The organism is Clostridium sp. BNL1100 (assembly GCF_000244875.1).
In the GTDB taxonomy this organism is placed as follows: domain Bacteria; phylum Bacillota; class Clostridia; order Acetivibrionales; family DSM-1351; genus Ruminiclostridium.
Window position 1 is genome coordinate 1,811,922 of record NC_016791.1, and the last position, 25,626, is coordinate 1,837,547.

Annotated in this window: 21 protein-coding genes, 3 tRNA genes, 3 rRNA genes and 1 riboswitch; of the genes, 21 read left to right on the forward strand and 6 right to left on the reverse strand. The window is 38.3% G+C overall.

The window, feature by feature from the left end; translation table 11 throughout:
• Positions 1–9: 9 nt before the first annotated feature.
• The 5 genes from CLO1100_RS20755 to rrf all read left to right on the forward strand — a co-directional run bounded on the left by CLO1100_RS20755 (position 10) and on the right by rrf (position 6,211).
• Positions 10–174, forward strand: a complete 165-nt coding sequence (locus tag CLO1100_RS20755; protein ID WP_014313156.1) for a hypothetical protein — start codon at positions 10–12, stop codon at positions 172–174.
• A gap of 406 nt (positions 175–580) precedes the next feature.
• Positions 581–2,102: ribosomal RNA gene (locus CLO1100_RS07475) — 16S ribosomal RNA — on the forward strand.
• Positions 2,103–2,277: 175 nt separating this feature from the next.
• Positions 2,278–2,353 (forward strand) — tRNA-Ala (locus tag CLO1100_RS07480).
• A gap of 514 nt (positions 2,354–2,867) precedes the next feature.
• Positions 2,868–5,919, forward strand: a 23S ribosomal RNA gene (locus CLO1100_RS07485).
• Positions 5,920–6,094: 175 nt separating this feature from the next.
• Positions 6,095–6,211, forward strand: a 5S ribosomal RNA gene (gene rrf, locus CLO1100_RS07490).
• Together the 16S, 23S and 5S rRNA genes with 1 tRNA gene alongside form the textbook arrangement of a ribosomal RNA operon.
• Before the next feature lie 125 nt (positions 6,212–6,336).
• Here the strand turns inward: rrf and CLO1100_RS07495 are convergent.
• The 3 genes from CLO1100_RS07495 to dapA are packed head-to-tail and all read right to left on the reverse strand — an operon-like array spanning position 6,337 to position 8,517.
• On the reverse strand, positions 6,337–6,807 hold the full coding sequence (locus tag CLO1100_RS07495; protein WP_014313157.1) for an ACT domain-containing protein: 471 nt from the start codon (positions 6,805–6,807) through the stop codon (positions 6,337–6,339).
• A gap of 30 nt (positions 6,808–6,837) precedes the next feature.
• Positions 6,838–7,602 carry a 4-hydroxy-tetrahydrodipicolinate reductase gene (gene dapB / locus CLO1100_RS07500; protein WP_014313158.1) on the reverse strand — a complete coding sequence of 255 codons (765 nt, stop codon included), beginning with the start codon at positions 7,600–7,602 and terminating at the stop codon, positions 6,838–6,840.
• Positions 7,603–7,635: 33 nt separating this feature from the next.
• Entirely contained in the window at positions 7,636–8,517 is an 882-nt protein-coding gene (gene dapA / locus CLO1100_RS07505) for a 4-hydroxy-tetrahydrodipicolinate synthase (protein WP_014313159.1), read from the reverse strand.
• 91 nt (positions 8,518–8,608) lie between these two features.
• A riboswitch (Lysine riboswitch) is annotated at positions 8,609–8,791 on the reverse strand.
• 176 nt (positions 8,792–8,967) lie between these two features.
• Here dapA and CLO1100_RS07510 point away from each other — a divergent pair.
• Positions 8,968–10,608, forward strand: a complete 1,641-nt coding sequence (locus tag CLO1100_RS07510; RefSeq protein WP_014313160.1) for a SpoIID/LytB domain-containing protein — start codon at positions 8,968–8,970, stop codon at positions 10,606–10,608.
• Between the two features lie 50 nt (positions 10,609–10,658).
• Here CLO1100_RS07510 and CLO1100_RS07515 read toward each other — a convergent pair whose 3' ends face one another.
• Positions 10,659–12,023 carry an aspartate kinase gene (locus CLO1100_RS07515; RefSeq protein WP_014313161.1) on the reverse strand — a complete coding sequence of 455 codons (1,365 nt, stop codon included), beginning with the start codon at positions 12,021–12,023 and terminating at the stop codon, positions 10,659–10,661.
• A gap of 263 nt (positions 12,024–12,286) precedes the next feature.
• Here CLO1100_RS07515 and queA point away from each other — a divergent pair, with 263 nt between their 5' ends.
• From queA to secF, 9 genes are all read left to right on the forward strand, one after another.
• A complete protein-coding gene (gene queA / locus CLO1100_RS07520; protein ID WP_014313162.1) occupies positions 12,287–13,309 on the forward strand; it encodes a tRNA preQ1(34) S-adenosylmethionine ribosyltransferase-isomerase QueA in 1,023 nt (340 codons plus the stop codon).
• Positions 13,310–13,334: 25 nt separating this feature from the next.
• The gene (tgt, locus tag CLO1100_RS07525) at positions 13,335–14,456 is read left to right on the forward strand and encodes a tRNA guanosine(34) transglycosylase Tgt (RefSeq protein WP_014313163.1); all 1,122 of its coding nucleotides are present in this window, start codon (positions 13,335–13,337) and stop codon (positions 14,454–14,456) included.
• A gap of 56 nt (positions 14,457–14,512) precedes the next feature.
• Positions 14,513–14,794 carry a preprotein translocase subunit YajC gene (gene yajC, locus CLO1100_RS07530; RefSeq protein ID WP_014313164.1) on the forward strand — a complete coding sequence of 94 codons (282 nt, stop codon included), beginning with the start codon at positions 14,513–14,515 and terminating at the stop codon, positions 14,792–14,794.
• Between the two features lie 101 nt (positions 14,795–14,895).
• A complete protein-coding gene (locus CLO1100_RS07535; protein WP_014313165.1) occupies positions 14,896–15,300 on the forward strand; it encodes a TIGR04086 family membrane protein in 405 nt (134 codons plus the stop codon).
• Between the two features lie 81 nt (positions 15,301–15,381).
• Positions 15,382–15,522 carry a six-cysteine ranthipeptide SCIFF gene (gene scfA, locus CLO1100_RS20210; RefSeq protein WP_004621760.1) on the forward strand — a complete coding sequence of 47 codons (141 nt, stop codon included), beginning with the start codon at positions 15,382–15,384 and terminating at the stop codon, positions 15,520–15,522.
• Between the two features lie 139 nt (positions 15,523–15,661).
• The gene (scfB, locus tag CLO1100_RS07540) at positions 15,662–17,005 is read left to right on the forward strand and encodes a thioether cross-link-forming SCIFF peptide maturase (RefSeq protein WP_014313166.1); all 1,344 of its coding nucleotides are present in this window, start codon (positions 15,662–15,664) and stop codon (positions 17,003–17,005) included.
• Between the two features lie 11 nt (positions 17,006–17,016).
• Positions 17,017–17,517, forward strand: coding sequence for a gamma carbonic anhydrase family protein (locus tag CLO1100_RS07545; protein ID WP_014313167.1), 501 nt, complete (start codon positions 17,017–17,019; stop codon positions 17,515–17,517).
• Positions 17,518–17,745: 228 nt separating this feature from the next.
• Positions 17,746–19,074 carry a protein translocase subunit SecD gene (secD, locus tag CLO1100_RS07550; protein ID WP_014313168.1) on the forward strand — a complete coding sequence of 443 codons (1,329 nt, stop codon included), beginning with the start codon at positions 17,746–17,748 and terminating at the stop codon, positions 19,072–19,074.
• Positions 19,067–20,047, forward strand: a complete 981-nt coding sequence (secF, locus tag CLO1100_RS07555; protein WP_014313169.1) for a protein translocase subunit SecF — start codon at positions 19,067–19,069, stop codon at positions 20,045–20,047. The genes secD and secF overlap by 8 nt, the downstream gene beginning before the upstream one ends.
• Before the next feature lie 116 nt (positions 20,048–20,163).
• Here secF and CLO1100_RS07560 read toward each other — a convergent pair whose 3' ends face one another.
• A complete protein-coding gene (locus tag CLO1100_RS07560) occupies positions 20,164–20,448 on the reverse strand; it encodes a hypothetical protein (RefSeq protein ID WP_014313170.1) in 285 nt (94 codons plus the stop codon).
• A gap of 290 nt (positions 20,449–20,738) precedes the next feature.
• Between CLO1100_RS07560 and CLO1100_RS07565 the strand changes: the two genes are divergently transcribed.
• From CLO1100_RS07565 to CLO1100_RS07585, 5 genes are all read left to right on the forward strand, one after another.
• Complete coding sequence (locus tag CLO1100_RS07565) at positions 20,739–21,029, forward strand: DUF6514 family protein (protein WP_014313171.1); 291 nt, start codon at positions 20,739–20,741, stop codon at positions 21,027–21,029.
• 237 nt (positions 21,030–21,266) lie between these two features.
• Entirely contained in the window at positions 21,267–23,084 is a 1,818-nt protein-coding gene (gene dnaG / locus CLO1100_RS07570) for a DNA primase (protein ID WP_014313172.1), read from the forward strand.
• Between the two features lie 25 nt (positions 23,085–23,109).
• On the forward strand, positions 23,110–24,189 hold the full coding sequence (rpoD, locus tag CLO1100_RS07575) for an RNA polymerase sigma factor RpoD (RefSeq protein ID WP_014313173.1): 1,080 nt from the start codon (positions 23,110–23,112) through the stop codon (positions 24,187–24,189).
• Between the two features lie 246 nt (positions 24,190–24,435).
• Positions 24,436–24,511 (forward strand) — tRNA-Asn (locus tag CLO1100_RS07580).
• A 4-nt stretch (positions 24,512–24,515) separates the two neighbouring features.
• A tRNA-Ile gene (locus tag CLO1100_RS07585) sits at positions 24,516–24,592 on the forward strand.
• Positions 24,593–24,628: 36 nt separating this feature from the next.
• On the opposite strand, the gene CLO1100_RS20760 is transcribed toward CLO1100_RS07585, so the two are convergent.
• Positions 24,629–24,802 carry a hypothetical protein gene (locus CLO1100_RS20760; RefSeq protein WP_014313174.1) on the reverse strand — a complete coding sequence of 58 codons (174 nt, stop codon included), beginning with the start codon at positions 24,800–24,802 and terminating at the stop codon, positions 24,629–24,631.
• A 131-nt stretch (positions 24,803–24,933) separates the two neighbouring features.
• On the opposite strand from CLO1100_RS20760, the gene CLO1100_RS07590 reads away from it, so the two are divergent.
• Positions 24,934–25,626, forward strand: a complete 693-nt coding sequence (locus CLO1100_RS07590; protein ID WP_014313175.1) for a class I SAM-dependent methyltransferase — start codon at positions 24,934–24,936, stop codon at positions 25,624–25,626.

Below are 25,626 nucleotides of genomic sequence, written 5' to 3' on the forward strand. Positions count from 1 at the left end.
GTGGATAAAATGGCAGGTAATATCATTATAGTAATATTCTTAGTCTGGATATGTATATATTCATTCAGCTTCGGAGTATATACCTGGAAAAATAGAAACTGGTTCGGCGGATTGGTAGTAATTTTATTATCCTTAACATCACTGTTGCTTCCCGCAGCAATGATGTTTTTATAGACAACCCAACACCATAAATTGGTATTGGATTATCTATTGACACAAAAGTAATGGCGTGTTAACATAATCAAGCTGTCGCGAAAAACAACACTTAAACAGTTAAGGTAGTATGAACTACCAAAAACTGAAAGTAAAAAAAGTGTTGACAACAGGATAGCAAAGTGTTAATATAATTAAGCTGCTTGCGACAAACAAACAGCAAAAACCTTACAAAGCAGTCGTAAGAAGGCTTTATGGACTTTGAAAAGTAAACAGTGATAAACATGTAAAGGAACTCGAAAAATTCCGAAATCGTAAAACGATTTCAAAATTGAGTAACTTGCGAACTTTACAACCTGGTTTTTGGAAACAAGAACTAGAAAAAAAGTCAGCAATTTTTAATGAGCTAATTAAATTTTTCAAATATTAATTTGAGAGTTTGATCCTGGCTCAGGACGAACGCTGGCGGCGTGCCTAACACATGCAAGTCGAGCGGAGTTAATTGAAAGCTTGCTTTTGATTAACTTAGCGGCGGACGGGTGAGTAACGCGTGGGCAACCTGCCTGTTACAGGGGGATAACACAGGGAAACTTGTGCTAATACCGCATAATACAGCGAGAAAGCATTTTCTTGTTGTCAAAGGAGCAATCCGGTAACAGATGGGCCCGCGTCCAATTAGCTAGTTGGTGATGTAACGGACCACCAAGGCGACGATTGGTAGCCGAACTGAGAGGTTGATCGGCCACATTGGGACTGAGACACGGCCCAGACTCCTACGGGAGGCAGCAGTGGGGAATATTGCACAATGGGGGAAACCCTGATGCAGCAACGCCGCGTGAAGGATGAAGGTTTTCGGATTGTAAACTTCTTTAGTCAGGGACGAAAAAATGACGGTACCTGAAGAATAAGCCACGGCTAACTACGTGCCAGCAGCCGCGGTAATACGTAGGTGGCAAGCGTTGTCCGGAATTACTGGGTGTAAAGGGCGTGTAGGCGGGAATGTAAGTCAGATGTGAAATCCCAGAGCTTAACTCTGGAGCTGCATCTGAAACTATGTTTCTTGAGTGCCGGAGAGGAAAGCGGAATTCCTAGTGTAGCGGTGAAATGCGTAGATATTAGGAGGAACACCAGTGGCGAAGGCGGCTTTCTGGACGGTAACTGACGCTGAGGCGCGAAAGCGTGGGGAGCAAACAGGATTAGATACCCTGGTAGTCCACGCTGTAAACGATGGATACTAGGTGTAGGAGGTATCGACCCCTTCTGTGCCGGAGTTAACACAATAAGTATCCCACCTGGGGAGTACGGCCGCAAGGTTGAAACTCAAAGGAATTGACGGGGGCCCGCACAAGCAGTGGAGTATGTGGTTTAATTCGAAGCAACGCGAAGAACCTTACCAAGGCTTGACATATAGCGGAATATGGTAGAGATATCATAGTCCTTCGGGACTGCTATACAGGTGGTGCATGGTTGTCGTCAGCTCGTGTCGTGAGATGTTGGGTTAAGTCCCGCAACGAGCGCAACCCCTGTTGCTAGTTGATAACATTTAGTTGATCACTCTAGCGAGACTGCCGGTGATAAATCGGAGGAAGGTGGGGACGACGTCAAATCATCATGCCCCTTATGTCTTGGGCTACACACGTACTACAATGGCTATAACAGAGGGAAGCTAAGCTGCAAAGTGGAGCAAATCCCCAAAAATAGTCCCAGTTCAGATTGTGGGCTGCAACCCGCCCACATGAAGTCGGAATTGCTAGTAATGGCAGGTCAGCATACTGCCGTGAATACGTTCCCGGGCCTTGTACACACCGCCCGTCACACCATGAGAGTCTGCAACACCCGAAGTCGATAGTCTAACCGCAAGGAGGACGTCGCCGAAGGTGGGGCCGATGATTGGGGTGAAGTCGTAACAAGGTAGCCGTATCGGAAGGTGCGGCTGGATCACCTCCTTTCTAAGGAGACATGATTCATGCAGAACTAGTTTCTAAGATGAATCAAATCTTTAGGTCGAAGATAAATGACAGGAAGGCTTGAGCTAAGCTCGCCGGACTGAAAATCATTATCTTAGAGTTTCTTTACAATCACTGTTTAGTTTTCAAAGCCCATGAAAATGGACTTTGATTTTATGGGGGTATAGCTCAGCTGGGAGAGCACCTGCCTTGCAAGCAGGGGGTCATGAGTTCGATTCTCATTATCTCCACCAAGGCTTTTTAGAAAAGCCTAAAAAATACCAGTTGACATGATAATTGAAACTGGTATAATAGGAACTCCGCAGTCAGTGTGGCAACACAAACAACTGCGAGGTTTGTACCTTGAGAACTGAATAATGTTATTCAAAGAATGCGTTTCAAACGAAAGTTTGAAATACGTTTTAAGAAGATGAGAAGACAAGAGATATATAATTAATTATGTATTTTCTGAAAAGTAATAAGGGTAACATGTGAAAAGGAGAAATCCTTTGAAACACGTAAAGCAGTTTACGTTGGAAACATGCAACTCTTAGGAAACTAACTCATTGATAGGTTAAGACAATCACTTTAAATCAATTACTATGTAATTGACATTGAGAATCTGATCAATCGAAGATATTCGATAAAAATTGATAGAAGCAAGCAGTACAAGGAAGGCGACCGACGAGAAGCGGAGTTTACGGTGGTAAATGAGCATCGCAGGAGGGAAGCCTGACACAGTAATGCGAAGCTTATAGCAATTTTAGAGGTCAAGCTACTAAGAGCATAGGGTGAATGCCTTGGCACCAGAAGGCGATGAAGGACGTGACAAGCTGCGAAAAGCTACGGAGAGGCGCAAATAGCCATCGACCCGTAGATATCCGAATGGGGAAACCCGGCCGAGTTAAACACTCGGTCATCGTAACATGAATACATAGTGTTACGAAGGCAGACGTTGGGAACTGAAACATCTAAGTACCAACAGGAGTAGAAATCAAAAAGAGATTCCGTAAGTAGTGGCGAGCGAAAGCGGAAGAGCCCAAACCAAAAGATAGCAATATCTTTCGGGGTTGTGGACTAGCATAATGATCCTCAAGACATAGCAGAATGAGCAGCTGGAAAGCTGAGACCATAGAGGGTAAAAGTCCCGTAAGCGAAATGTTAAGAGGCAGGCTAGTATCCAGAGTACCACGAGGCACGTGAAACCTCGTGGGAAGCAGGGTGGACCACCATCCAAGGCTAAATACTAACTGGTGACCGATAGTGAAGCAGTACCGTGAGGGAAAGGTGAAAAGAACCCCGGGAGGGGAGTGAAAGAGAACCTGAAACCCTATGTTTACAAGCAGTTGAAGAGCGTTAAAGCTCGACAGCGTACTTTTTGTAGAACGGTCCGGCGAGTTATTGTATGCAGCAAGGTTAAGTACTTAAAGGTACGGAGCCGAAGGGAAACCGAGTGTTAAAAGCGCGTCAAGTTGCATGCTATAGACCCGAAACCGGGTGACCTACCCATGGACAGGTTGAAGCGGGAGTAAAATCTCGTGGAGGACCGAACCACATGACCGTTGAAAAGGTCTGGGATGAGCTGTGGGTGGCGGAGAAATTCCAATCGAACTCGGAGATAGCTGGTTCTCCCCGAAATAGCTTTAGGGCTAGCCTCAAGGGAAAATCAAACGGAGGTAGAGCACTGAATGGGCTAGGGGCCTTACCGGGTTACCGAACCCTATCAAACTCCGAATGCCGTAATGATGTTACTTGGGAGTCAGACTATGAGAGATAAGTCCCATGGTCAAAAGGGAACAGCCCAGACCATCAGCTAAGGTCCCAAAATCACAGTTAAGTGGAAAAGGATGTGGGCTTGCTAAGACAACTAGGATGTTGGCTTAGAAGCAGCCACTCATTCAAAGAGTGCGTAATAGCTCACTAGTCGAGTGAGCCTGCGCCGAAAATTACCGGGGCTAAACTGTGTACCGAAGCTATGGATCAGCGTACATCCAATAGTATTGCTAAATAAATTAAGAAGCGATGAGGTAATTTCACGAAATGTAACATATCAAAAATGATTCAAAACATTTCGTCAAATTCCCACAGCTAAACTTGTGCCGTTAGCAGTAGTATTGGATGTACGAGGGTGGTAGGGGAGCTTACTGTTGTAGGTTGAAGCAAGATCGAAAGGACTTGTGGACGAAGCAGTAGTGAGAATGCCGGAATAAGTAGCGAGAGTAAAGTGAGAATCTTTACCGTCGAAAACCTAAGGTTTCCTGGGGAAGGTTCGTCCGCCCAGGGTAAGTCTGGACCTAAGCTGAGGCCGAAAGGCGTAAGTGATGGACAACAGGTTGAAATTCCTGTACTACCGTTAATCGATATGAGAGAGGTGGGGACGCAGGAGGATAAGTCAAGCGATCAGCTGGAAAAGATCGTGCAAGCGAGGTAGATAGTCCGGTAGGCAAATCCGCCGGATGTTTCGAAGACGTGATGCGGAGGGAAAACAAGTACCGAAGTGACAGATTCCACACTGACGAGAAAAACCACTATCCAGATTAAAGGTACCAGTACCGCAAACCGACACAGGTAGGTGAGGAGAGAATCCTAAGACGAGCGGGAGAAGCGTTGTTAAGGAACTCGGCAAATTGACCCCGTAAGTTAGCGAAAAGGGGTGCCTCAAGAGATTGAGGCCGCAGAGAATAGGCCCAAGCAACTGTTTATCAAAAACACAGGTCTCTGCTAAATCGAAAGATGAAGTATAGGGGCTGACGCCTGCCCGGTGCTGGAAGGTTACGGGAATTGCTTAGCGCAAGCGAAGGCATGAACTTAAGCCCCAGTAAACGGCGGCCGTAACTATAACGGTCCTAAGGTAGCGAAATTCCTTGTCAGGTAAGTTCTGACCCGCACGAATGGCGTAATGACTTGGGCACTGTCTCAACAACGTACCCGGCGAAATTGTAGTACTTGTGAAGATGCAAGTTACCCGCGACTAGACGGAAAGACCCCATGGAGCTTCACTGTAGCTTGATATTGGGTTTCGGTATTTTTTGTACAGGATAGGTGGGAGACTGAGAAGTGGTGGCGCCAGCCATCATGGAGTCGACGTTGGGATACCACTCTAAAAGTACTGGAACTCTAACCTGAGACCATAAGCTGGTCTAGGGACACTGTCAGGTGGGCAGTTTGACTGGGGCGGTCGCCTCCCAAAGAGTAACGGAGGCGTCCAAAGGTTACCTCAGCGCGGTTGGAAATCGCGCAACGAGTGCAAAGGCATAAGGTAGCCTGACTGCGAGAGAGACACCTCGAGCAGGTACGAAAGTAGGGCTTAGTGATCCGGTGGTATGAAAGTGGAATTGCCATCGCTCAACGGATAAAAGCTACCCTGGGGATAACAGGCTTATCTCCCCCAAGAGTCCACATCGACGGGGAGGTTTGGCACCTCGATGTCGGCTCATCGCATCCTGGAGCTGTAGCAGGTTCCAAGGGTTTGGCTGTTCGCCAATTAAAGCGGTACGCGAGCTGGGTTCAGAACGTCGTGAGACAGTTCGGTCCCTATCTGTCGCGGGCGCAGGATATTTGAGAGGATCTGTCCTTAGTACGAGAGGACCGGGATGGACGAACCTCTAGTGCACCAGTTGTCATACCAATGGCACAGCTGGGTAGCCAAGTTCGGCAGGGATAAACGCTGAAGGCATCTAAGCGTGAAACCCACCTCAAGATGAGATATCCCACTAGCAATAGGTAAGACCCCATGTAGACTACATGGTTGATAGGTCAGGAGTGTAAGCATAGTAATGTGTTAAGCTGACTGATACTAATAGGTCGAGGGTTTGACCCAAAAGAAAACAGGTATTCAAAAGTAGAAGGTCTTAAAACTAGACAATGAGAGAGCTTCACATCTTCTTAAAGGATAACATTAGTCAGTTCTGAAGGTACAAAAAGTATCTTAAAAAAAGTTAATAAAATTGTCAGAAGCGAGTAGTAATACGAAGCTTATCACAATTTTTAAATCTTCTGGTGGAAATGACGAGATGGCCACACCCGTTCCCATACCGAACACGGCAGTTAAGCATCTCAGTGCCGATAATACTTGGCTGGAAACGGCCCGGGAAAGTAGGTCTTTGCCAGATTTATATGAAAGCCTCAAGCTCATTGCTTGAGGTTTTGCTTATTATATTTTGTACATATTCACAAACAAACCCCCCACGTCGTAAAACATGGGGGGTTCTAAGTATTGAGATATATTTGAACAGCTTTACAGGTTAAATTCTTCTTTTATTGATTTAATGGCTTTATCAGCGTCCTTTTCATATATGAGATAGGATATATCAACTTCGGAGGTTGTAATTAGTTTGATTTCAATTTCATTTTCAGCCATTAATGTAAATACTTTTGCAGCAACCCCGGGTTTATCCCTCATCCCTTCCCCAAAAACACTAATTTTAGTACTGTCTGAGTCTATTTCAATTCGCAGGTTTGGAACCTTTATTTTAAATGAATTTAAAATAGCAATTACCTTTATTATGTTTTCAGCAGGTATACTAAAATAAATATTAATTTTTCCTTTGTAGGGTGGACTCTGACTAATCATATCAATATTTATTTTTTCTTCTGCAATTTTATTAAAAATTCCCGCAATGAGAACCATATCATTTGGAAGATTATCTACTGCCACTAATGCTACATTGTATACTGTACTAATACTTGTAACCGGTAAAATGGTCATAATAATTCCTCCTTGAAGCATTAACATTAACTAATTGGTTTCAGAAATAAGCTCCGACATTGAATACAATCCCGGTTTTTTTGATGCAAGAAAGATGGAAGCCTTTAAAGCACCTACAGCAAATATCTCTTTTGATAATGCAGTGTGATTTATTTCTATTATTTCATCGTTTCCGGCAAAAATAACAGAGTGGTCACCTACTATTGTACCTCCGCGCACGGCATGTATACCAATTTCCTGCTTACTGCGTTTTTTCCTTCTGGAATGCCTGTCATGCATATATTCACATTTTTCATCAAGTGAATCATTAATAGCGTCAGCAATAGCAAGTGCTGTTCCACTTGGTGCATCGATTTTTTGATTATGATGTTTTTCAACTATTTCTATATCAAATTGGCCTTCAAGAACCTTAGCAGCTTTTTTCACCAAATCTATAAGTAAATTGACTCCAAGTGACATATTTGCAGAGAAGAAAACCGGTATTCTGCGGGCAACAGAAGTTTTTAGAACTGTCACCTGCTCTGTTGATAAACCCGTAGTAGCTAGCACCAGTGGTAAATGCTTTTCCTGAGCAAACTCTACCAATGGTGAAAATGCTTTTGGGTTTGAAAAATCTATTATTACATCAACATCTACATTACAGTCTGTTAATGATGTAAAAACAGGGTATGGGTTATTTATATTATTATTAATATCAAACCCAGCCGCAATCTTTAATTCAGGAAAATTATCGGAAAGTCTTGTAATAACCTGACCCATTTTCCCATTGCATCCACTTAATAGTATATTAATCATTAGCTTTTCCACATCCTATTTTTTGTATTTTAGTTATGGCAATAAACCATACTTTACAAGTTCTGTTTTAAGTATCTCCAGATTTTTATCTGACATTTCAACCAATGGCAGCCTGCATCCGCCTACATTCATTCCCAAAAGATTCATGGCAGCCTTAATTGGTATAGGGCTTACTTCACAGAATAATGCCTTAATAAGGTCAAGAGCTTTCAATTGTAGTTTTCTACTGCCTTCAATATCACCTGAAAGATATTTAGTAACAATATCGTGTGTATCTTTTGGTGCAATGTTGGCTAAAACAGAGATAACACCTTTAGCACCCATAGACAAAAATGGCACTATGGCTCCATCTTCTCCGGAATAAACCGTTATATCATTTCCACACAGGTTAATGACATCTCCTATCTGAGAGAGATTACATTCCTTTAATGCTACAATATTATCAATCTTTGAGAGGGCCTGTATGGTTTCAGGGGCTATATTAAGATTTGTTCTTGACGGAACATTATAAAGCACAACAGGGATTTTTATGCTTTCTGCAACCATCTTAAAATGTTCATATAAACCCTTTTGCGTGGTTTTATTATAATATGGGGTAACTGTGAGGATTGCATCAGCTCCAACCTCCTCAGCATATTTACTAAGTGCTACGGCGTGAACAGTGTGATTGCTTCCTGTTCCGGCAATAACCGGTATTCTTCCGTCAACCTTCTCAACTGTAAATTTGATTGCAGCCTTATGTTCATCATCATACATGGTAGATGCTTCACCTGTTGTACCGCAAATAATAATTGCATCAGTACCTTCTTTAATCTGGTATTCAATCAGTTCTGATAATTTATTATAGTCAGTACCGTCATTTGTAAATGGGGTAATAATTGCTACACCTGAGCCCGTAAAAATTGGCTTTTTCATTGTTCCCACCCTTTCTAAAACAATAATATAATTAAAAAACGTCGGCAGTCCCGCCGACGTCTGTTTAACCAATTATAATAAAATATAATTAAAAACAGATAGCGCTCCACCATTTCTTAAATGATGACAGTCACAAGGCTATTGACCTTGAAACCAGGCATTACGATGCTCGGGGTACAGTACTGCCTTCGGCGTCTTTTCCTTTCAGAACAAATCATTAGACCCCAGAATCTTCATTGTCCGTACTATTAAAAAACGCACCTCTATCTAGCATATATTCTTTTTTTCTATAATAACATTCGTTATATCAAGTGTCAATTTTTTTACATCTGATTTTTATATTATATGAACTATATTTCAATATTGTTACAATTCAGTAAACAAGGCAGGATGTACTTTTGAACTTGTCGAAGTTAGGAGAAAATGAAAAAGTGGGGGAGTTTAGTACGAATGAAAAAAATGTGCTTATTTTTATGCATTGTAATGATATTTACGATGCTGACCGGTTTCAACAACTTGAATACATCAGCGGCTGAGGCAACGTCCGTAAAAATAGGTCTGTATTACGGATCAACGGCTCAAAGCCAGATTAATATCAGTAGCGACAAGGGAGTATTATTCTGTGCGTATGATGTAAAAACAGGAAAATATAATAATGTATACGAATCGGATGCTGGTCAGACAATTACTCTGAGAAAAGACAGCTACTTTATACAAAGCGGAACAAAGTTCACACCAGTTGTTTTAACTGGAAATCCGACCAGTGGTCCTTACCATATTCAGCTTAATGGTACATATAATACTTATAATGATACAGTTTCAGTCATCCAAAGCTATAGTCAGAAAGGTGTTATCACATATCCTGCTTACACTGATTCAGGTTGGCAAATATGGACAGGTTTTTACGTTAGCCAATCTAAAGCGCAAGCAGCTGTAAATACTGTTAAAGCAAAATTGGGAGAGAATACATATAGCGTAATTACTGAGACTAATTCAAGAATTTACGGTACAGATCAAAATGGTAAAGTCTTATTCATGTACGCATCTTTAAATAGCCTTTTAAGAGGGAGAACAATGTCAGCAGGCAATCCAAATACGATTAAAATTGGAACAAGCTTATATCGCGGACAGGTTGAGTTTAATAGATTATCCGGCAGTGATATGACAATTATTAATGTACTGCCTTTTGAAGAATATTTATACGGTGTAGTTCCCAATGAAATGCCGGCATATTCAAACATTGAAGCATTAAAGGGACAGGCTGTAGCAGCCAGAACCTATTCTTACAAATCAATTAACAAGCATTCAAAGTACGGTTTCAATTTGTGTGCTACAACCGACTGCCAAGCATATAAAGGCTATAGCTCGGAAAATGCTAATACAAACAAAGCCGTTGATGAAACACGTGATATGGTTGTAACTTATAATGGAACTCTTGTTGAAACAGTCTATTCAGCGTCTACAGGAGGTAGAACTGAGGATGTCGTAAATGTTTGGGGGAATAGCCTGCCATATCTTAAAAGTGTTGAAGACAAATATGAGTCGGGGAAATCCTATAACTACAATTGGACAATGAAGTTTACGGTAGATGAAATAAGTACAAAACTAAAAAGTTATGGGCTAGGAACTGTAACGGGCATTGAGATTACAAAGTACTCAGCGGCCGGAAGACCAATCGAAATGGTTATTACCGGAACATTGAAGCCTGAAGGTGTTGTAATCACAAAAGACAAGTGCAGGACTTTTCTTAGCCTTCCAAGTCAAATGTATAGCATTTCTTCTGATGCTAATATAAATGTTCAGGTTAATAATAAAGTAGAAAATGTTTCGTTGAGCCAGATAAAGGTAATAACCAGTAGCGGAGAAAAATCTTATAATAATCCCAACCAGAAAGTAACTATTATTGGGGCAGACGGTAACGAATCTGTTGTTTCAGCAAGCTCTCAAGAATATGTTTTTACGGGTAAGGGCTGGGGACATGCTGTAGGAATGAGTCAGGAAGGTGCCATGGGTATGGCAAAAGCCGGCTTTACATTTGAACAAATATTGACTCACTATTATACCGGAACTAAAGTTGAGATAAAGAAATAGTTGGAACATAAAAAAGGGACTCATTTAAAGTGAGTCCCTTTTAATATATATTATTTGTATAATTTGTTAAGGAAAAATTCATTGTAGAGAGATATAACAGCTTTGTGTGCTTCATTCTCTCTTACAGCAAACATCATTGTTATTTCAGAAGAACCTTGATTAATCATTTCCAAACTGATGGATGCCTTAGCTAAAGCAGTTGTGGCCCTTGAAGCAGTTCCTACGGTATTCTTCATACCTTCACCGACTATTATTATCATTGCAAGGTCGTGGTCAATAGAAACATCATCGACCTTCAATTCAGCTTTAATCCGGTCAACTATTTTTTGCTCCATACCTTCCTTCAGTTGGTTCTGTTTTAATATTACAGATATGTTGTCAATGCCTGATGGAGTATGTTCATATGAAATACCTTCATCTTCAAGAATTTGAAGGAGCTTTCTTCCAAAGCCTACTTCTCTGTTCATCATAAACTTGCTCACATATATACAGCAGAAACCTGCATCACTTGCAATTCCAACAACATGATTTGGGGAATAATCTCTGACTAGGGATATTTTTGTTCCCGGAGCAGATGGATTATTTGTATTTTTTATACAAACCGGAACTCCAGCCATAAAAACCGGAACCAGTGTATCTTCGTGTAATACTGAGAAACCGGCATAAGATAGTTCTCTCATTTCACGGTATGTTAATTCAGGTACAGCTACAGGATTGTGAACCAAACCCGGATGAGCTGCATACACAGCATCAACATCTGTAAAATTTTCGTATAGATCAGCCTTTAATGCGGCAGCCAAAATGGAACCGGTTATGTCTGAACCTCCGCGCGGGAAAGTTGCAACTTTTCCGTCTTTAGTGTAACCAAAGAAACCCGGGAAGATAACAATTCCTTCTATACTGTTAATCATTTTAAGGTTTTCATAGGATTCAGGCAAAACCTGTGCATTTCCAAATTCATCACTCATGAGTAACCCTGCTTTTTTAGGCGATACATATTCTGCTTTTTCGCCTATACTGTTCAAGTATGCAGCTACCAATTTGGCACTGTTATCTTCTCCGGCAGCTTTCATGGCATCCATGAACATACCGGTATGAGAAGTATCAAGTTTAAGTCTTTCTTCTAAATCAGACTTGATCATTTTAACAATTTCATCATCAAGTCCAAGTTCATTTGCTATATCCTTGAACCTCTTTACAACAGCTTCAAGTTCCGCTTCTGCATTTCCTGTCTGCAGGTGTTTTTGAGCACAAGCAATAAGTAAATCAGTAACCTTGGTATCTGAACTATCCCTTTTACCGGGGGCAGATACAACAATAACCTTTCTCTCGCTATCAGTAAGTACGATACTGCAAACTTTTTTAATCTGTTCTGCATTAGCTAAAGAGGTTCCTCCAAATTTTGCTACTTTCATTTTGAATCCTCCATCCATTTATATTAAAAATTTACTCTCAAAACACGGGGACTTGTTGTCCCTAAGTAAATATAAGAGCATATGGAACTTCATACGATTATCTCATAAATTATACAAAAAAAGATTATGTATGGCAATAATATTTGTAATATAAACAATTATAATGTATGATATTTATTGGTTTATTTTATGCAGTAAGTTTTATGATTGTTATTTATAATAAACAGACATAATAATAGAAGAAAAATTGGAGGTTATTTTAGGTGAACTTGCACGATTTCGATTATTACCTTCCGGAGGAACTTATAGCACAGCATCCCATGGATAAAAGGGACATGTCCAGACTGATGGTGCTGGATAAGGAAACCGGAGAGATTGAACATAAATTATTCAAGGACATAGTTAACTATCTGGGTGAAGGTGATTGTCTTGTTTTAAACAATACCAGAGTAATACCTGCAAGGCTTTTAGGCGAAAAAAAGGGTACAGGCGGAAAGATAGAATTTGTTTTACTGAAAAGGGTTGAAGGAGACAAGTGGGAAGTAATTTTAAGACCCGGTAAGAAGGCAAAACCAGGGAGTAGATTTGTTTTTGGAAACGGAGAGCTGAAAGCTGAAATTCTGGAAGTACTTGATGAAGGAAACAGACTTGTCAGGTTTATATATGAAGGAGTTTTTGAAGAAATACTGGACAGGGTAGGTATAATGCCATTGCCGCCGTACATTACCGAAAAGCTTGAAAACCCGGAAAGATACCAGACTGTATATGCCAAGGTTAATGGCTCGGCGGCCGCACCAACTGCCGGACTACATTTTACCAAAGAACTTTTGGATTCCTTGGGGCAAAAGGGTGTAAAAATAGCATATGTTATGCTTCATGTCGGTCTCGGTACATTCAGACCTGTCAAAGTTGACGATATAACTCAACATAAAATGCATTCGGAATACTATTCAATAAGTCAAGAAACATGTGATATAATAAACGATACACAACAAAAAAGTAAAAAAGTTGTAGCTGTTGGTACTACCAGTTGCAGGGTACTTGAAACTGTGGGTAAAAGCGGGAGGATTGCTCCCTGTGATGGCTGGACGGATATTTTCATATATCCCGGCTACGAGTTTAAAGTGGTAGACAGGCTTATTACAAACTTTCATTTACCCGAATCAACACTTATCATGCTGGTAAGTTCTTTAGCCGGCAGGGATAATGTAATGCATGCATACAACGTAGCTGTAGAAGAAAAATACAGATTTTTCAGCTTCGGAGACGCAATGTTTATTAAATAAACTAATTAATAGAAAGGTAATTACTATGGCAGCAGTTACTTATGAATTAATAAAAACTTGCAAGCAGACAGGTGCAAGATTAGGTAAGGTGCATACGCCTCACGGCTCATTTGATACCCCTGTTTTTATGCCTGTTGGAACCCTTGCAACTGTTAAAGGTATGTCTCCTGAGGAACTAAAGGAGATAGATGCGAGAATAATTTTAAGCAACACATATCATTGCTACCTTAGGCCCGGCCAGGATATTGTAAAGCAGGCAGGAGGCCTTCATGGTTTTATGAACTGGGACAGACCGATACTAACGGACAGTGGTGGTTTTCAGGTATTCAGCCTGAGCGGACTCAGAAAGATTACAGAAGAAGGTGTAACCTTCAGATCCCATCTGGACGGTTCAAAACATGTATTTACACCTGAATCGGTAATGGGAATAGAGAATGATCTCGGTGCAGACATAATAATGGCTTTTGATGAATGTGCACCGTATCCGGCTGAATATGATTATGTTAAGAAGTCAATGGAGCGTACAACAAGATGGGCAAAAAGATGTAAGGAAGCTCATACAAATACTGAAAAACAATCTCTTTTCGGCATAATTCAGGGTGGAATGTACAAAGATTTGAGGATAGAAAGTGCTAACCAACTAAAGGAATTGGATTTTCCGGGTTATGCAATAGGCGGTCTAAGTGTTGGTGAGCCGGCCGAGATTATGTATGAGGTACTGGACTATACAGCCCCTCTTATGCCAGCCGATAAACCCAGATACCTGATGGGGGTTGGTACACCGGATTATCTTATAGAGGGAGCTATAAGGGGTATTGATATGTTTGACTGTGTCCTTCCAACAAGAATCGGAAGAAACGGTACAGTACTTACAAGCAAGGGTAGAGTTATTATCCGTGATGCAAAATACTCTAGAGATTTTTCAAAGCTGGATCCGGAATGTGATTGCTATGTCTGCCGAAACTATTCAAGAGCTTACATCAGACACCTTCTCAAATGCGGAGAGGTTTTGGGCTTGAGACTTACAACCTGGCACAACTTATATTTCTTAATAAACTTGATGAAACAAGTAAGACAGGCTATAATGGATGATAGGCTTGCCAGCTTCAGGGATGAATTTTATCTGAAATATGGCTATACTAAATAATATGGATAATACAGTTTAACTGTGTTAAATAAAATAATTACAGGAGGTTTTTAGTAATGGCAGTAGCAGCGTTAGTTCAATTAGTATTACCTATGGCTTTAATTCTGGGACTTATGTATGTAATGCTTATTCTCCCACAGAAAAAGAAGGAAAAGAAGACCCAGCAAATGCTTAATTCACTTCAAGTTGGGTGGGGTGTTACAACTATCGGAGGTATAGTAGGTAAGATTATAAACATAAAAGATGACGAAATATATATCGAATCCGGCGTTGATAAAAACAAGATACTTGTAAAGCGTTGGGCAATTAAAGATGTTATAAAGCCTGTTGAAGGCTAATAAGTAAAAATATAATTAATTATAGCCAACTGTTCTAAGTGGACTACCTCAAAAATATGATATACAAAGAACATTTTATATTATATTTTTGGAGGTACACTATGAGCGTACAGACACCTGGATTAAAGAAAACATTGGATGAGCACATAAACCTGATGAGGGTTATAAAAGGCTTAATAATTGCTTTTCTTATAACGCTTCCGTGTTTTTTAGGGTTCGCATTATTTTTAACATATACGGATTTTCCTGAAAAACACACCTACATTGCAGTTCTTATTACAACTGTATTGAGTGTACTGGTGGCATCAGCTTACTCCACAAAAAATGTTAAGAGTAAAGGTTGGATGAACGGCTGCTTTGTGGGAATCCTTTATGTGGCTTTACTTTACATTGCCAGCAGTATTGTTTTCCTAAATTTTAAAGTCGATGTTCAGGTGATATTATCTGTGGTTATCGGTGCCATTGTGGGGTGCCTGGGTGGCATCTTTGGAATTAATTTACGATAACGGGTTTTCTAAAAAATGGCTTTTCAAAACTAAATAGATATGCTATAATCTGCTAAGAAAATTGATGGGGGGGACTACATAATGAAACATATAAAGACTATTAACAATGCTACTCTTAAAAACAGCCTTGCAAAAGGTGGATGTGGCGAATGTCAGACTTCTTGCCAGTCAGCTTGCAAGACATCATGCACGGTTGCTAATCAAAGCTGCGAAAACAAGTAATATTAGATATGCATATTGATTTATCTTAATATGTATGAATTTATAAATTAGTGAAAGGTGAATTAACACTTTTCACTTTTTTAAATGTTCTAACCCGGTGTTGTATCCAGGATTTTTTAGCTTTAGGAGGTCACTTTAAATGATTCACAAGTATACTATGTTCGATACCAATATAGTCTTGGACGTAAACAGCGGTGCTGTCCATGTATTTGATGATGCTGCTTTTGATATAGTAGGTTTATATAAGAATGAAGCAAGGAAACAGATAATTGAATCACTATCAGAAAAATACTCAGGACAAGTTATTGAAGATGCTTATGAGGAAATTGCCGAACTTGAATCCCAAGGTTTGATTTTTAGTGAGGATGCATATTCCGATGCTCTAAATAAGTGGGAAAGAAAACCGGTAGTAAAGGCTTTATGTCTACATATTTGTCATGACTGTAACCTCAGGTGCAAATATTGTTTTGCCTCCACAGGAAGTTTTGGTGGTCACAGAACTATGATGGATCTTGAAACAGGTAAGAAAGCAATAGATTTTTTGATTGAAAAATCTGCAGGCAGACGTAATCTGGAAGTAGACTTTTTTGGCGGTGAGCCGCTAATGAACTTCGACGTGGTAAAAGGTATCGTTGAATATGCCAGAATCAGGGAAAAAGAATCTGGCAAGAATTTCAGATTTACTATTACTACAAATGCTGTATTATTAAATGAAGAAATAAAAGATTTTATTAATAAGAATATGCATAATGTGGTTCTCAGTATTGACGGACGTAAGGAAACCAATGACAATATGAGGCCTAGAGTTGACGGGTCAGGAACTTATGACAGAATTCTTCCTAAAATCCAGGATATGGCTGAATCAAGAAATCAGGATAATTACTATGTAAGAGGTACTTTTACAAGAGAAAATCTTGATTTTTCCGAAGATGTACTTCATCTGGCTGATCAGGGCTTCAAGCAGATATCTATAGAGCCTGTTGTTGCTGCTAAGGATTCCGGTTATGACATCCGCGAACAGGATCTTCCAAAACTTTTTGAAGAGTATGAAAACCTTGCAAGAGAATATGTAAAAAGAGATAGTGAAAAGTGCGGCTTTAATTTCTTCCATTTTATGATTGATTTGCAGCAGGGGCCCTGTGTCATCAAGAGACTTGGTGGATGCGGTTCCGGCCATGAATATCTGGCAGTTACGCCGGAAGGTGATTTATATCCTTGCCATCAGTTTGTGGGGGATGAGAAGTTTAAAATGGGCAATGTTCATGAAGGTGTATTCAATAGTGATTTTCAGAAAGATTTTCAAAAGTCTAATGTTTACACAAAAAAGGACTGCGCTGAATGTTGGGCTAAATTTTATTGCAGTGGAGGGTGTGCTGCAAATGCGTACCAGTTTAATAATGATATTAATGTTCCATACAAAATTGGTTGCGAACTTGAGAAAAAGAGAGTAGAATGTGCAATCTGGATAAAAACTCAAGAATAGAGGGGTTCATTGTGGTAAAGGATTTCAACAACATAACACCTAAAATCCACGAAACTGCGTTTGTTGCACCGAACAGTACAGTTATTGGAGACGTAGTTTTGGGTGAAAATACAACTATCTGGTACAATGCAGTTTTAAGAGGAGACATCGATAGTATAGTTGTCGGTGATAATACAAATATACAGGAAGGCTGTATATTACATTGTAAAAAGGGTATCGAAGTGAGACTGGGTTCTCATGTAACAATCGGTCACGGAGCAATTTTGCACAGCTGTAGTATAGGTAATAATACACTTGTCGGAATGGGTGCAATAGTACTTGACAGTGCGGAAATAGGCAACAATTGTCTTGTAGCAGCTGGAAGTGTAGTTACACCAAGGACTAAGATACCTGATGGCTGTCTTGTTGCGGGCAGTCCGGCAGAAATCAAAAGGACATTGTCAGAGCAAGAGATTGCTGAAATCAAATGTAATGCAAATGAGTATATTAATCTATTAAAATACTACAAATAAATAGTTTTCAGCAAAAGTGAATATCCTAAAATCACAGGATATTCATTTTAAATTCATAATATATCTTACAAAGGATGACATGTTTAAATTGATTAGTTGAATAATAAACTAAAATTAATTACTTAATTTGTAAATTTATGTTTAATATTGAGACTTATTTATTGACTAGCTTTTTTGTAAGTTATATAATGGCGTAAGTGGATTATAATTTAAGGGGGAATACTACAAATGAGAGGAAGCAACGCGGTTAAATTTTTCTCGATATTGCTTATCATCGGAATTTTAACCTGGATAGCAGCTTACGGTTCTATCCTAGGGTTTGAAATACCTGGTGTTAAGGAAATTAGAACAGGTATTGATATTCAGGGAGGCGTGGATGCTAGACTTTATGCAGTAACCAAGGACAACAGCAAGGCAAAAGCTGAAGACTTGGATGCTGCAAGAATTACCATAGGTAAGAGATTGGATTCTAAAAATATCTTTGATAGAGTTATCACTGTAGATAAAGATAAAGGATACATTCTGGTACAAATACCACACAAAAAAGGTGAAGCATTCGATCCACAGAAGTCAATAGAAGAAATTGGTAAAACCGCATTATTAACCTTCCAAGAGGTTGACGAAAGTAAAAAAGATGCAAATGGAAATTATCTTCCAACCAATAAGATTATACTTGAAGGTGGAGATGTAAAGGATGCCACTCCTGAAGTTGATGGTGAAAATGGTGGTTATTGTGTTTCACTGAAGCTTTCATCAGAAGGCGGTAAAAAGTTTGCAGAAGCAACAGGAAGACTTATTGGAAAACCTATAGCAATTTTTATGGATAATGATTTGATTAGTGCTCCAAACGTTCAGTCACAAATTACCGGTACTTCCGCAAGAATTACTCTTGGTGGTACTGCCAGTGATGAACAAAGAGAAGAAGCAAAAAATCTTGCCGGCCTTATTAAGTCAGGTTCATTGCCATTTAAGTTAGAGGCAAGACAGGTAAATAATATTAGCCCTACCCTTGGATCTAACGCACTTAATGTAAGTATAAACGCATTTATAGTTGCACTTATACTGATTTGTTTATTTATGATATTCTACTACAGACTGCCGGGATTAATAGCAAGTATTGCATTAATACTCCATACAGTAATGGAATTACTGGCACTGTCTTGGACTCATATAATTGTTACTTTACCTGGTATTGCGGGTCTCATACTGACAATAGGTATGGCTGTTGATGCCAACGTTATAATATTTGAAAGAATCAAGGATGAACTTAAAAACGGAAAAACTCTTCATGCAGCAATTGATGTTGGATTTAAGAGAGCATTCTCTGCCGTACTTGACTCAAATGTAACCACTCTTATATCTGCCGTAGTTTTATGGAAATTTGGTACAGGCCCTATACAGAGTTTTGCATATACTCTGGGAATAGGTGTTGTGTTAAGTTTTATAACCGCTGTAACTGCTTCCAGAATAATGCTGAAGTCGATACAGGATATAGAAGTTGCAAAACACCATTGGTTATATGGCGTAAGCATGAGAGGAGGAAAAGCAAATGGTTAATTTATATGCTAAGAGATACTACTTTTTTATACTCTCAGCCCTAATTATTTTATCAGGTGTTGTTATGTATCTAGTTGAAGGCTTTAAACTTGACATTGAGTTTGAAGGCGGAACAATAATAGAAATGAGAGCAAATGATAAAATGTTTACTGAGGCAAACACTCAGGATTTACAGACTAAAATCGCAGATTTTGTTACAAAGACAATTAATAAACCTGCAAAGGTACAGAAGTCAACTTCATATGATGTAAGCGGCACAAACTCTAAAAGTTTTGACATAATAACAATAAGTATAGGAAGTGAGAATACACTTTCAAACACTGAATTGACTAAGGTTGAAGAAGCAGTAGTAAAAGAGTTTAAGCTCAATGCTAAAGACGCTGTTGTCAGTGAAGAAAGTGTTGAACCATTCATTGGTAAGGAAATAATGAATAACGGTTTGAAAGCTGTTGTTATAGCTTTTGTATTGATTATATTATATGTTTGGTACAGATTTAAAGCTATGTCAGGATTATCAGCCGGTGTATTTGCGGTTGTAGGAGTTCTGCATGATGTTCTGATAATGCTCTCTGTATATGTTATTTTCCAAATACCATTAAATGAGTCATTTATTGCTGCGATACTGACTGTTGTCGGATACTCAATGAATGATACAGTTATAATTTATGACCGTATCAGAGAAAATAACAGGCTACTTAGGAAAGTACCTCTTCCTGAATTGGTAAACAGCAGTATAATTCAGACTTTAAACAGATCAATAAACACAGTTGTGACATCGTTAATAGCAATAACAACTGTATATATATTCTCTAAAGTAAACGGAATCAATTCAATGGAACAATTCAGCTTCCCGTTGATTATCGGTATTGCAGCAGGTTGCTATTCATCAATATTTATTGCAAGCCCACTGTATGTAATGTGGAAAGAAAGTCAGAAAAAGAAAAAGATTTCTGGAAAACCTGCAAAAGCTTAATAAATAAAAATAGACTGTTGGACATTCACTGTTCAGCAGTCTTTTTTTATACCCTGATTATGAAAAATGCGGGTCCTAAAAGGGACCCGCAAAGTGGTTGTTATACCAGGTAAAACTTAAGCCTTTTTTTTGATAACAATATCAATTACAAATGCTGCTATGAGAAACTCACACAAAACATAAAAGCTGTTAATAATAAAAGATGTTGCTGTACTATCAAAAATACTGCTATAGCTATTACTCATTCTGTTAATTATAAAAAATACCGTGCCTAATATTATCAATAAAAGTGCAGCCGGAGTGGCATATTTAATCATCTTTTTCGGTAAATCAGCCATATTGCATATAGCTGAACTTAACATACTAAGTTTGGCTTTTTTATCTTTTTGATTACTATTCATCTATTACCCCCCTAAATATTTAGACCTCTGATTATTAAAGAAAATTTTAAAGAACATGTATATACTTGGTTTATAAGATAAAATGATTTTACGTACAAATAAAATAGTAACATTTAAAATTTAGAACAGCAATGTTAATAATTGATAATAATCCATTATTCGACAAAAAACATCAAACAGAGTAAATTTTTTATGTAAAGTTGGTCGAATTAGAATAAAACTTTTGTATAGTTTAATATATTCCAATATATTATAATTACCATAAAAAGATGCGAAGGAGGAGAGCGGGAATGAGAGATTATGAAACAAATCTTATTTACTCAAAAAAAGTTGTTGTCTCCGAAGGTAAAGTAAAGGAATTATATCTCAAGTACTATCTTATCGCAAGCGAACAGACTAATTCCACTACTACGTATGGTATACAGGTAATTATGGAATATGATAGGGGAGGAATTGAAAAGGCATTTATTCCGGATGTCCTTCCATCCAAAACAGGTATAAATAACCTCATTTATTTGCTATACTCGAATTCAGTTACTCCGGTAAGCGTTTATGATGTTATATATGACTGTATAGCATAAAGATCAGTTACTTAATTGGATTATAAAGTATGTTCTAGCAGAACATGCTTTTTTTGTGCGATTAAAGGCTTTAATGATTGAATTTGTTATTAAAAATATTATTAAAAAAGAAGGATTATTAATAATAATGTCGAACACATATTAAGTGATTTTGGCTAAGTTTAAAATAAATTATAGCAGATATGTCTATAATATTTGCATATCAGTAAAAATAAGTAGATAGGGATATTGAGCATAATGGCAAATTTATTTCCAGACGACCTTATTGAAGAGATAAGAGTAAGTAATGACATTGTCGATGTTATATCAGAATATGTCAAGCTGGAGAAGAAAGGAAAGAATTTTTTTGGTAAATGTCCTTTTCATAACGAAAAGACAGGATCATTTTCTGTTGAACCTGTAAAACAGATATTTCATTGTTTTGGATGCGGTAAAGGCGGAAACGTTATACACTTTATTATGTCTATTGAAAATCTGGAATTTCCGGATGCCTTGAGGCTTCTTGCTGATAGGGCCAAAATTCAGATACCGGATATAACCGAAGGTGTTCGTAATGACGAAAAAGCCGAATTAAAAAAGGAACTCTTGGATATAAACCTTGAAGCAGCGAGGTTTTTTAGAGACAACCTTAATAATGAAAAGAATACCCTTCCAAATTCATACCTAATGAGCAGGAAGATACAGAAACAAACTGTAGCCAAGTTTGGAATTGGTTATGCCGAGGACAGATTTGATACACTTTATAAACACTTAAAAGCTAAAGGCTTTAGTGAGTCATCTATTATAAAAAGTGGGCTTGTTATATATAAGGAAGAAAGTGGTAAAATTTACGATAGATTTAGAGGTAGGATTATGTTTCCAATATTTAACATCAGAGGAAATGTAATTGCCTTTGGAGGGAGAGTTCTTGATTCGTCTCAGCCAAAATATATGAATTCTCCTGAAACTGAAGTTTATCAGAAAGGTAAACACTTGTATGCCTTGAATTTTGCTAAAAGTGCTTGTTCTAAACAACTGATTTTATCCGAAGGTTACATGGATGTTATATCATTACACCAAAGTGGAATAATAAATTCAGTTGCTCCGTTAGGAACAGCATTAACAGAAAATCAGGGCAGACTTTTGAAGAAGTACACTGAAGAAATAGTTCTTTCCTTTGATTCTGATTCAGCTGGCCAGGCTGCTGCATTCAGAAGCCTTGATTTATTAAATGAAATTGGCTGTAATGTTAGGGTTTTAACAATCCCATCAGGCAAAGACCCTGATGAGTTTATTAAAGCTCATGGAGTTACAGAGTTTAAACGGCTTGTTGATAGATCCAAAGGTTTGCTTGATTTTAAGCTTGGTTCGTTAAAAAATGATATAGATACCTCAACAAATGAAGGAAAAGTTAGGTTTCTTGATAAAGCTGTACTTATATTGGACAAAATTGACAATAATGTAGAAAAAGAACTTTATGTAAAAAAATTATCTGAGGAGTTGGGCGTAAGTACACAATCAATTTTATCAGAAATAGCAAAGCAGCAAAAGGACGTAGATACAAATTTTAAAAAACAAGTACCAAGTAATAATAACTTTAGCCGAAATCCAATACGAAAGAGTACAGTTGTTAAAAATCAGGAAGAATGGTTGGTCAGATTGCAATTAATGCTGTTGGCAACTATATGCATTGATAATAGTGTATACTTTAACATTAAAGATGTTGTTGGTTGGGACAGATTTGAATCGGATGAAGTAAAAAATGCATTCGATTTTGCAGTCGAAAGAATTGAAAGTAAGGCAGGGATATTAACGGGTGAAATATTAAATAAACTTTCTCCCGGAATGGCAGAAAGTTTTGCAAATATAGTGCAGTCTCAGAGCATATTTGAGGATAATAAAAAAGCGGCTTTGGATATAATTAGAAAGATAGACCTGTTTAGCTTGGAAGAAAGAAAAAATGAAATAATCGAGCTTAAAAAGAGAAGTGATCTGACAGAAGGAGATGTTGAATTATTAAATCGGGAATTAAGCAGTATTGTATCGAATATAGCTATAAAGAAAAAAGGTTTGTAATTGAGCTCGAAAGGAGGGGAAATAAGTGAAACATAGTCAGGAAAGTAGAAAGGCATTACTAAAAGAACTAATAGATAGAGGAAAGCAAAAGGGAATGCTAACCTACAAAGAGATTATGGATGCTTTTGAGGAAATCGAGCTTGAGCCGGAGCACATTGAAAAAATATACGAAACCCTTGAAACAATGGGAGTTGATGTTGTTGGCGATATGGAAGCTGAAATGGAAGAAATTCAGCTTACGGACGAGGAACTTGATATTAGTATTCCAGAGGGTATAAGTATAGATGACCCTGTACGTATGTACCTTAAAGAAATTGGTAAAGTCCCCCTTTTATCAGCAGATGAAGAAATTGATCTTGCTCATAGAATGGAAAACGGTGATATAGAAGCAAAAAGGAGATTAGCAGAGGCTAATCTAAGGCTTGTTGTTAGTATAGCTAAAAGGTATGTTGGTAGAGGAATGCAGTTCCTTGACTTGATTCAGGAGGGTAATCTCGGATTAATTAAGGCAGTTGAAAAATTTGATTATAGAAGAGGTTTCAAATTCAGTACCTATGCCACATGGTGGATCAGACAAGCTATCACAAGGGCAATTGCCGACCAGGCGAGGACTATACGTATTCCTGTTCATATGGTAGAAACTATCAATAAATTGATTAGAGTTTCAAGGCAATTGTTGCAGGAATTGGGTAGAGAACCACAACCTGACGAAATTGCAAAAGAAATTGGTATGTCTGTAGACAAGGTTCGTGAAATAATGAAAATTTCACAAGAGCCGGTATCGTTAGAAACTCCTATAGGAGAAGAGGAAGACAGTCATTTGGGTGACTTTATTCCCGATGATGATGCTCCTGCACCTGCTGAAGCTGCTGCATTTACTTTGCTTAAAGAACAGCTTATTGACGTGCTAGATACTTTAACTGCACGTGAAGAGAAAGTTCTGAGGCTTAGATTTGGTTTGGATGATGGAAGAGCAAGAACTCTTGAGGAAGTTGGTAAGGAGTTTAACGTAACCAGAGAGCGTATTCGTCAAATAGAGGCAAAGGCGTTAAGAAAATTGAGACATCCAAGCAGAAGCAAAAAGTTAAAGGATTATTTAGACTAATCTTTGGACCCGCTATCCGGAATAAATCAAGGATAGGGGGTTTTTTTGCACCTTAATAGTCATAATTTAGAAAATTAAAAATAATAGATATTATTCGATTGGTTTATTATAAGTTAGAAAAACGACAATAAACTATTTAAATAGTCTATATATAGTTATTTTGGTGTTGACCAGTTTAGAGTTCGTAAGTATAATAGTTTATGTGCTCGCGAGAGCAAGGCCCTCAGATGAGCGGCATAGAGATATTCCTCAATAGCTCAGTCGGTAGAGCATGCGGCTGTTAACCGCAGGGTCGTAGGTTCAAGTCCTACTTGAGGAGCCAATTCGGGCCTTTAGCTCAGTTGGTTAGAGCAACCGGCTCATAACCGGTTGGTCCGGGGTTCGAGTCCCTGAAGGCCCACCAAATAAAAAGAACACGCAAAAGCGTGTTTTTTTTATTTTATTTAATTCTGCTGGTATAGTCCGTACTTAACTTTTCGTCCTGCAAATCGATAGTTGTTTTATTTAATGCAGGGTCATTTGGATTAACCCCTAAAATATCTCTTCCCAAAAGAGTGCTTGATATGGGGGCTTCAATATCGTTTACCACGGTCTTATTTCTGAAAAAGCTCACAGCAGATACCTCATTTCATATTTTTTGTCCTACTTTCAAATCAAACATTGATTAATTATCTTTAGTATGTGTATAATTTAATCTGGTAATACAGAAAATGACGATATTAGTTACAATACTTGGAGGATGTTTTGATTTTAAATTTAAAGGGAAGGCTCAAATTAATCGCTGATAAAGTTCCTAAATGTAATGTGTTGGCTGATATAGGAACTGACCATGCATATATTCCTATTTATCTGGTTCAGAACGGTGTTTGCCAAAAGGCAATTGCATCTGATATTAAAATAGGGCCTGTAAAGATGGCTAGTAACAACATTTCTCTATATAAATTATCTGAAAAGATCGAAACAAGACTTGGCAACGGTTTGGATACTATAGAAATTAACGAAGCGGACTCAATAATCATTGCCGGAATGGGTGGAACACTTCTGACAGAGCTTTTGGAGTCAAACAGGCAAAAAGCCGTTAATACTGATGCACTGGTATTACAGCCTATGAATGATCTTCACGTTGTACGAAAATGGTTGTATGACAACGCTTTTGAAATATATGATGAAGAAATGGTTGCTGAAGGTCCTAAAATGTACTGTGTGCTCTCTGCCAAGTTCAGTGGAAATAAAAAACAATACTCTGACTTTGAACTTCATGTTGGACAAAGTCTTATAGATAAAAAAGATCCATTACTTGGTTCTTATTGTCGAATGAAGGTAAAGCAAATTGACAGGGTACTTGAACAGTTGGAAGATATGAAAGAAAATGATGCGCTTAAAACTCAATACGTAAGACAAAAGAAGGAGTATATAAGCTTGATTAATAAACTATAA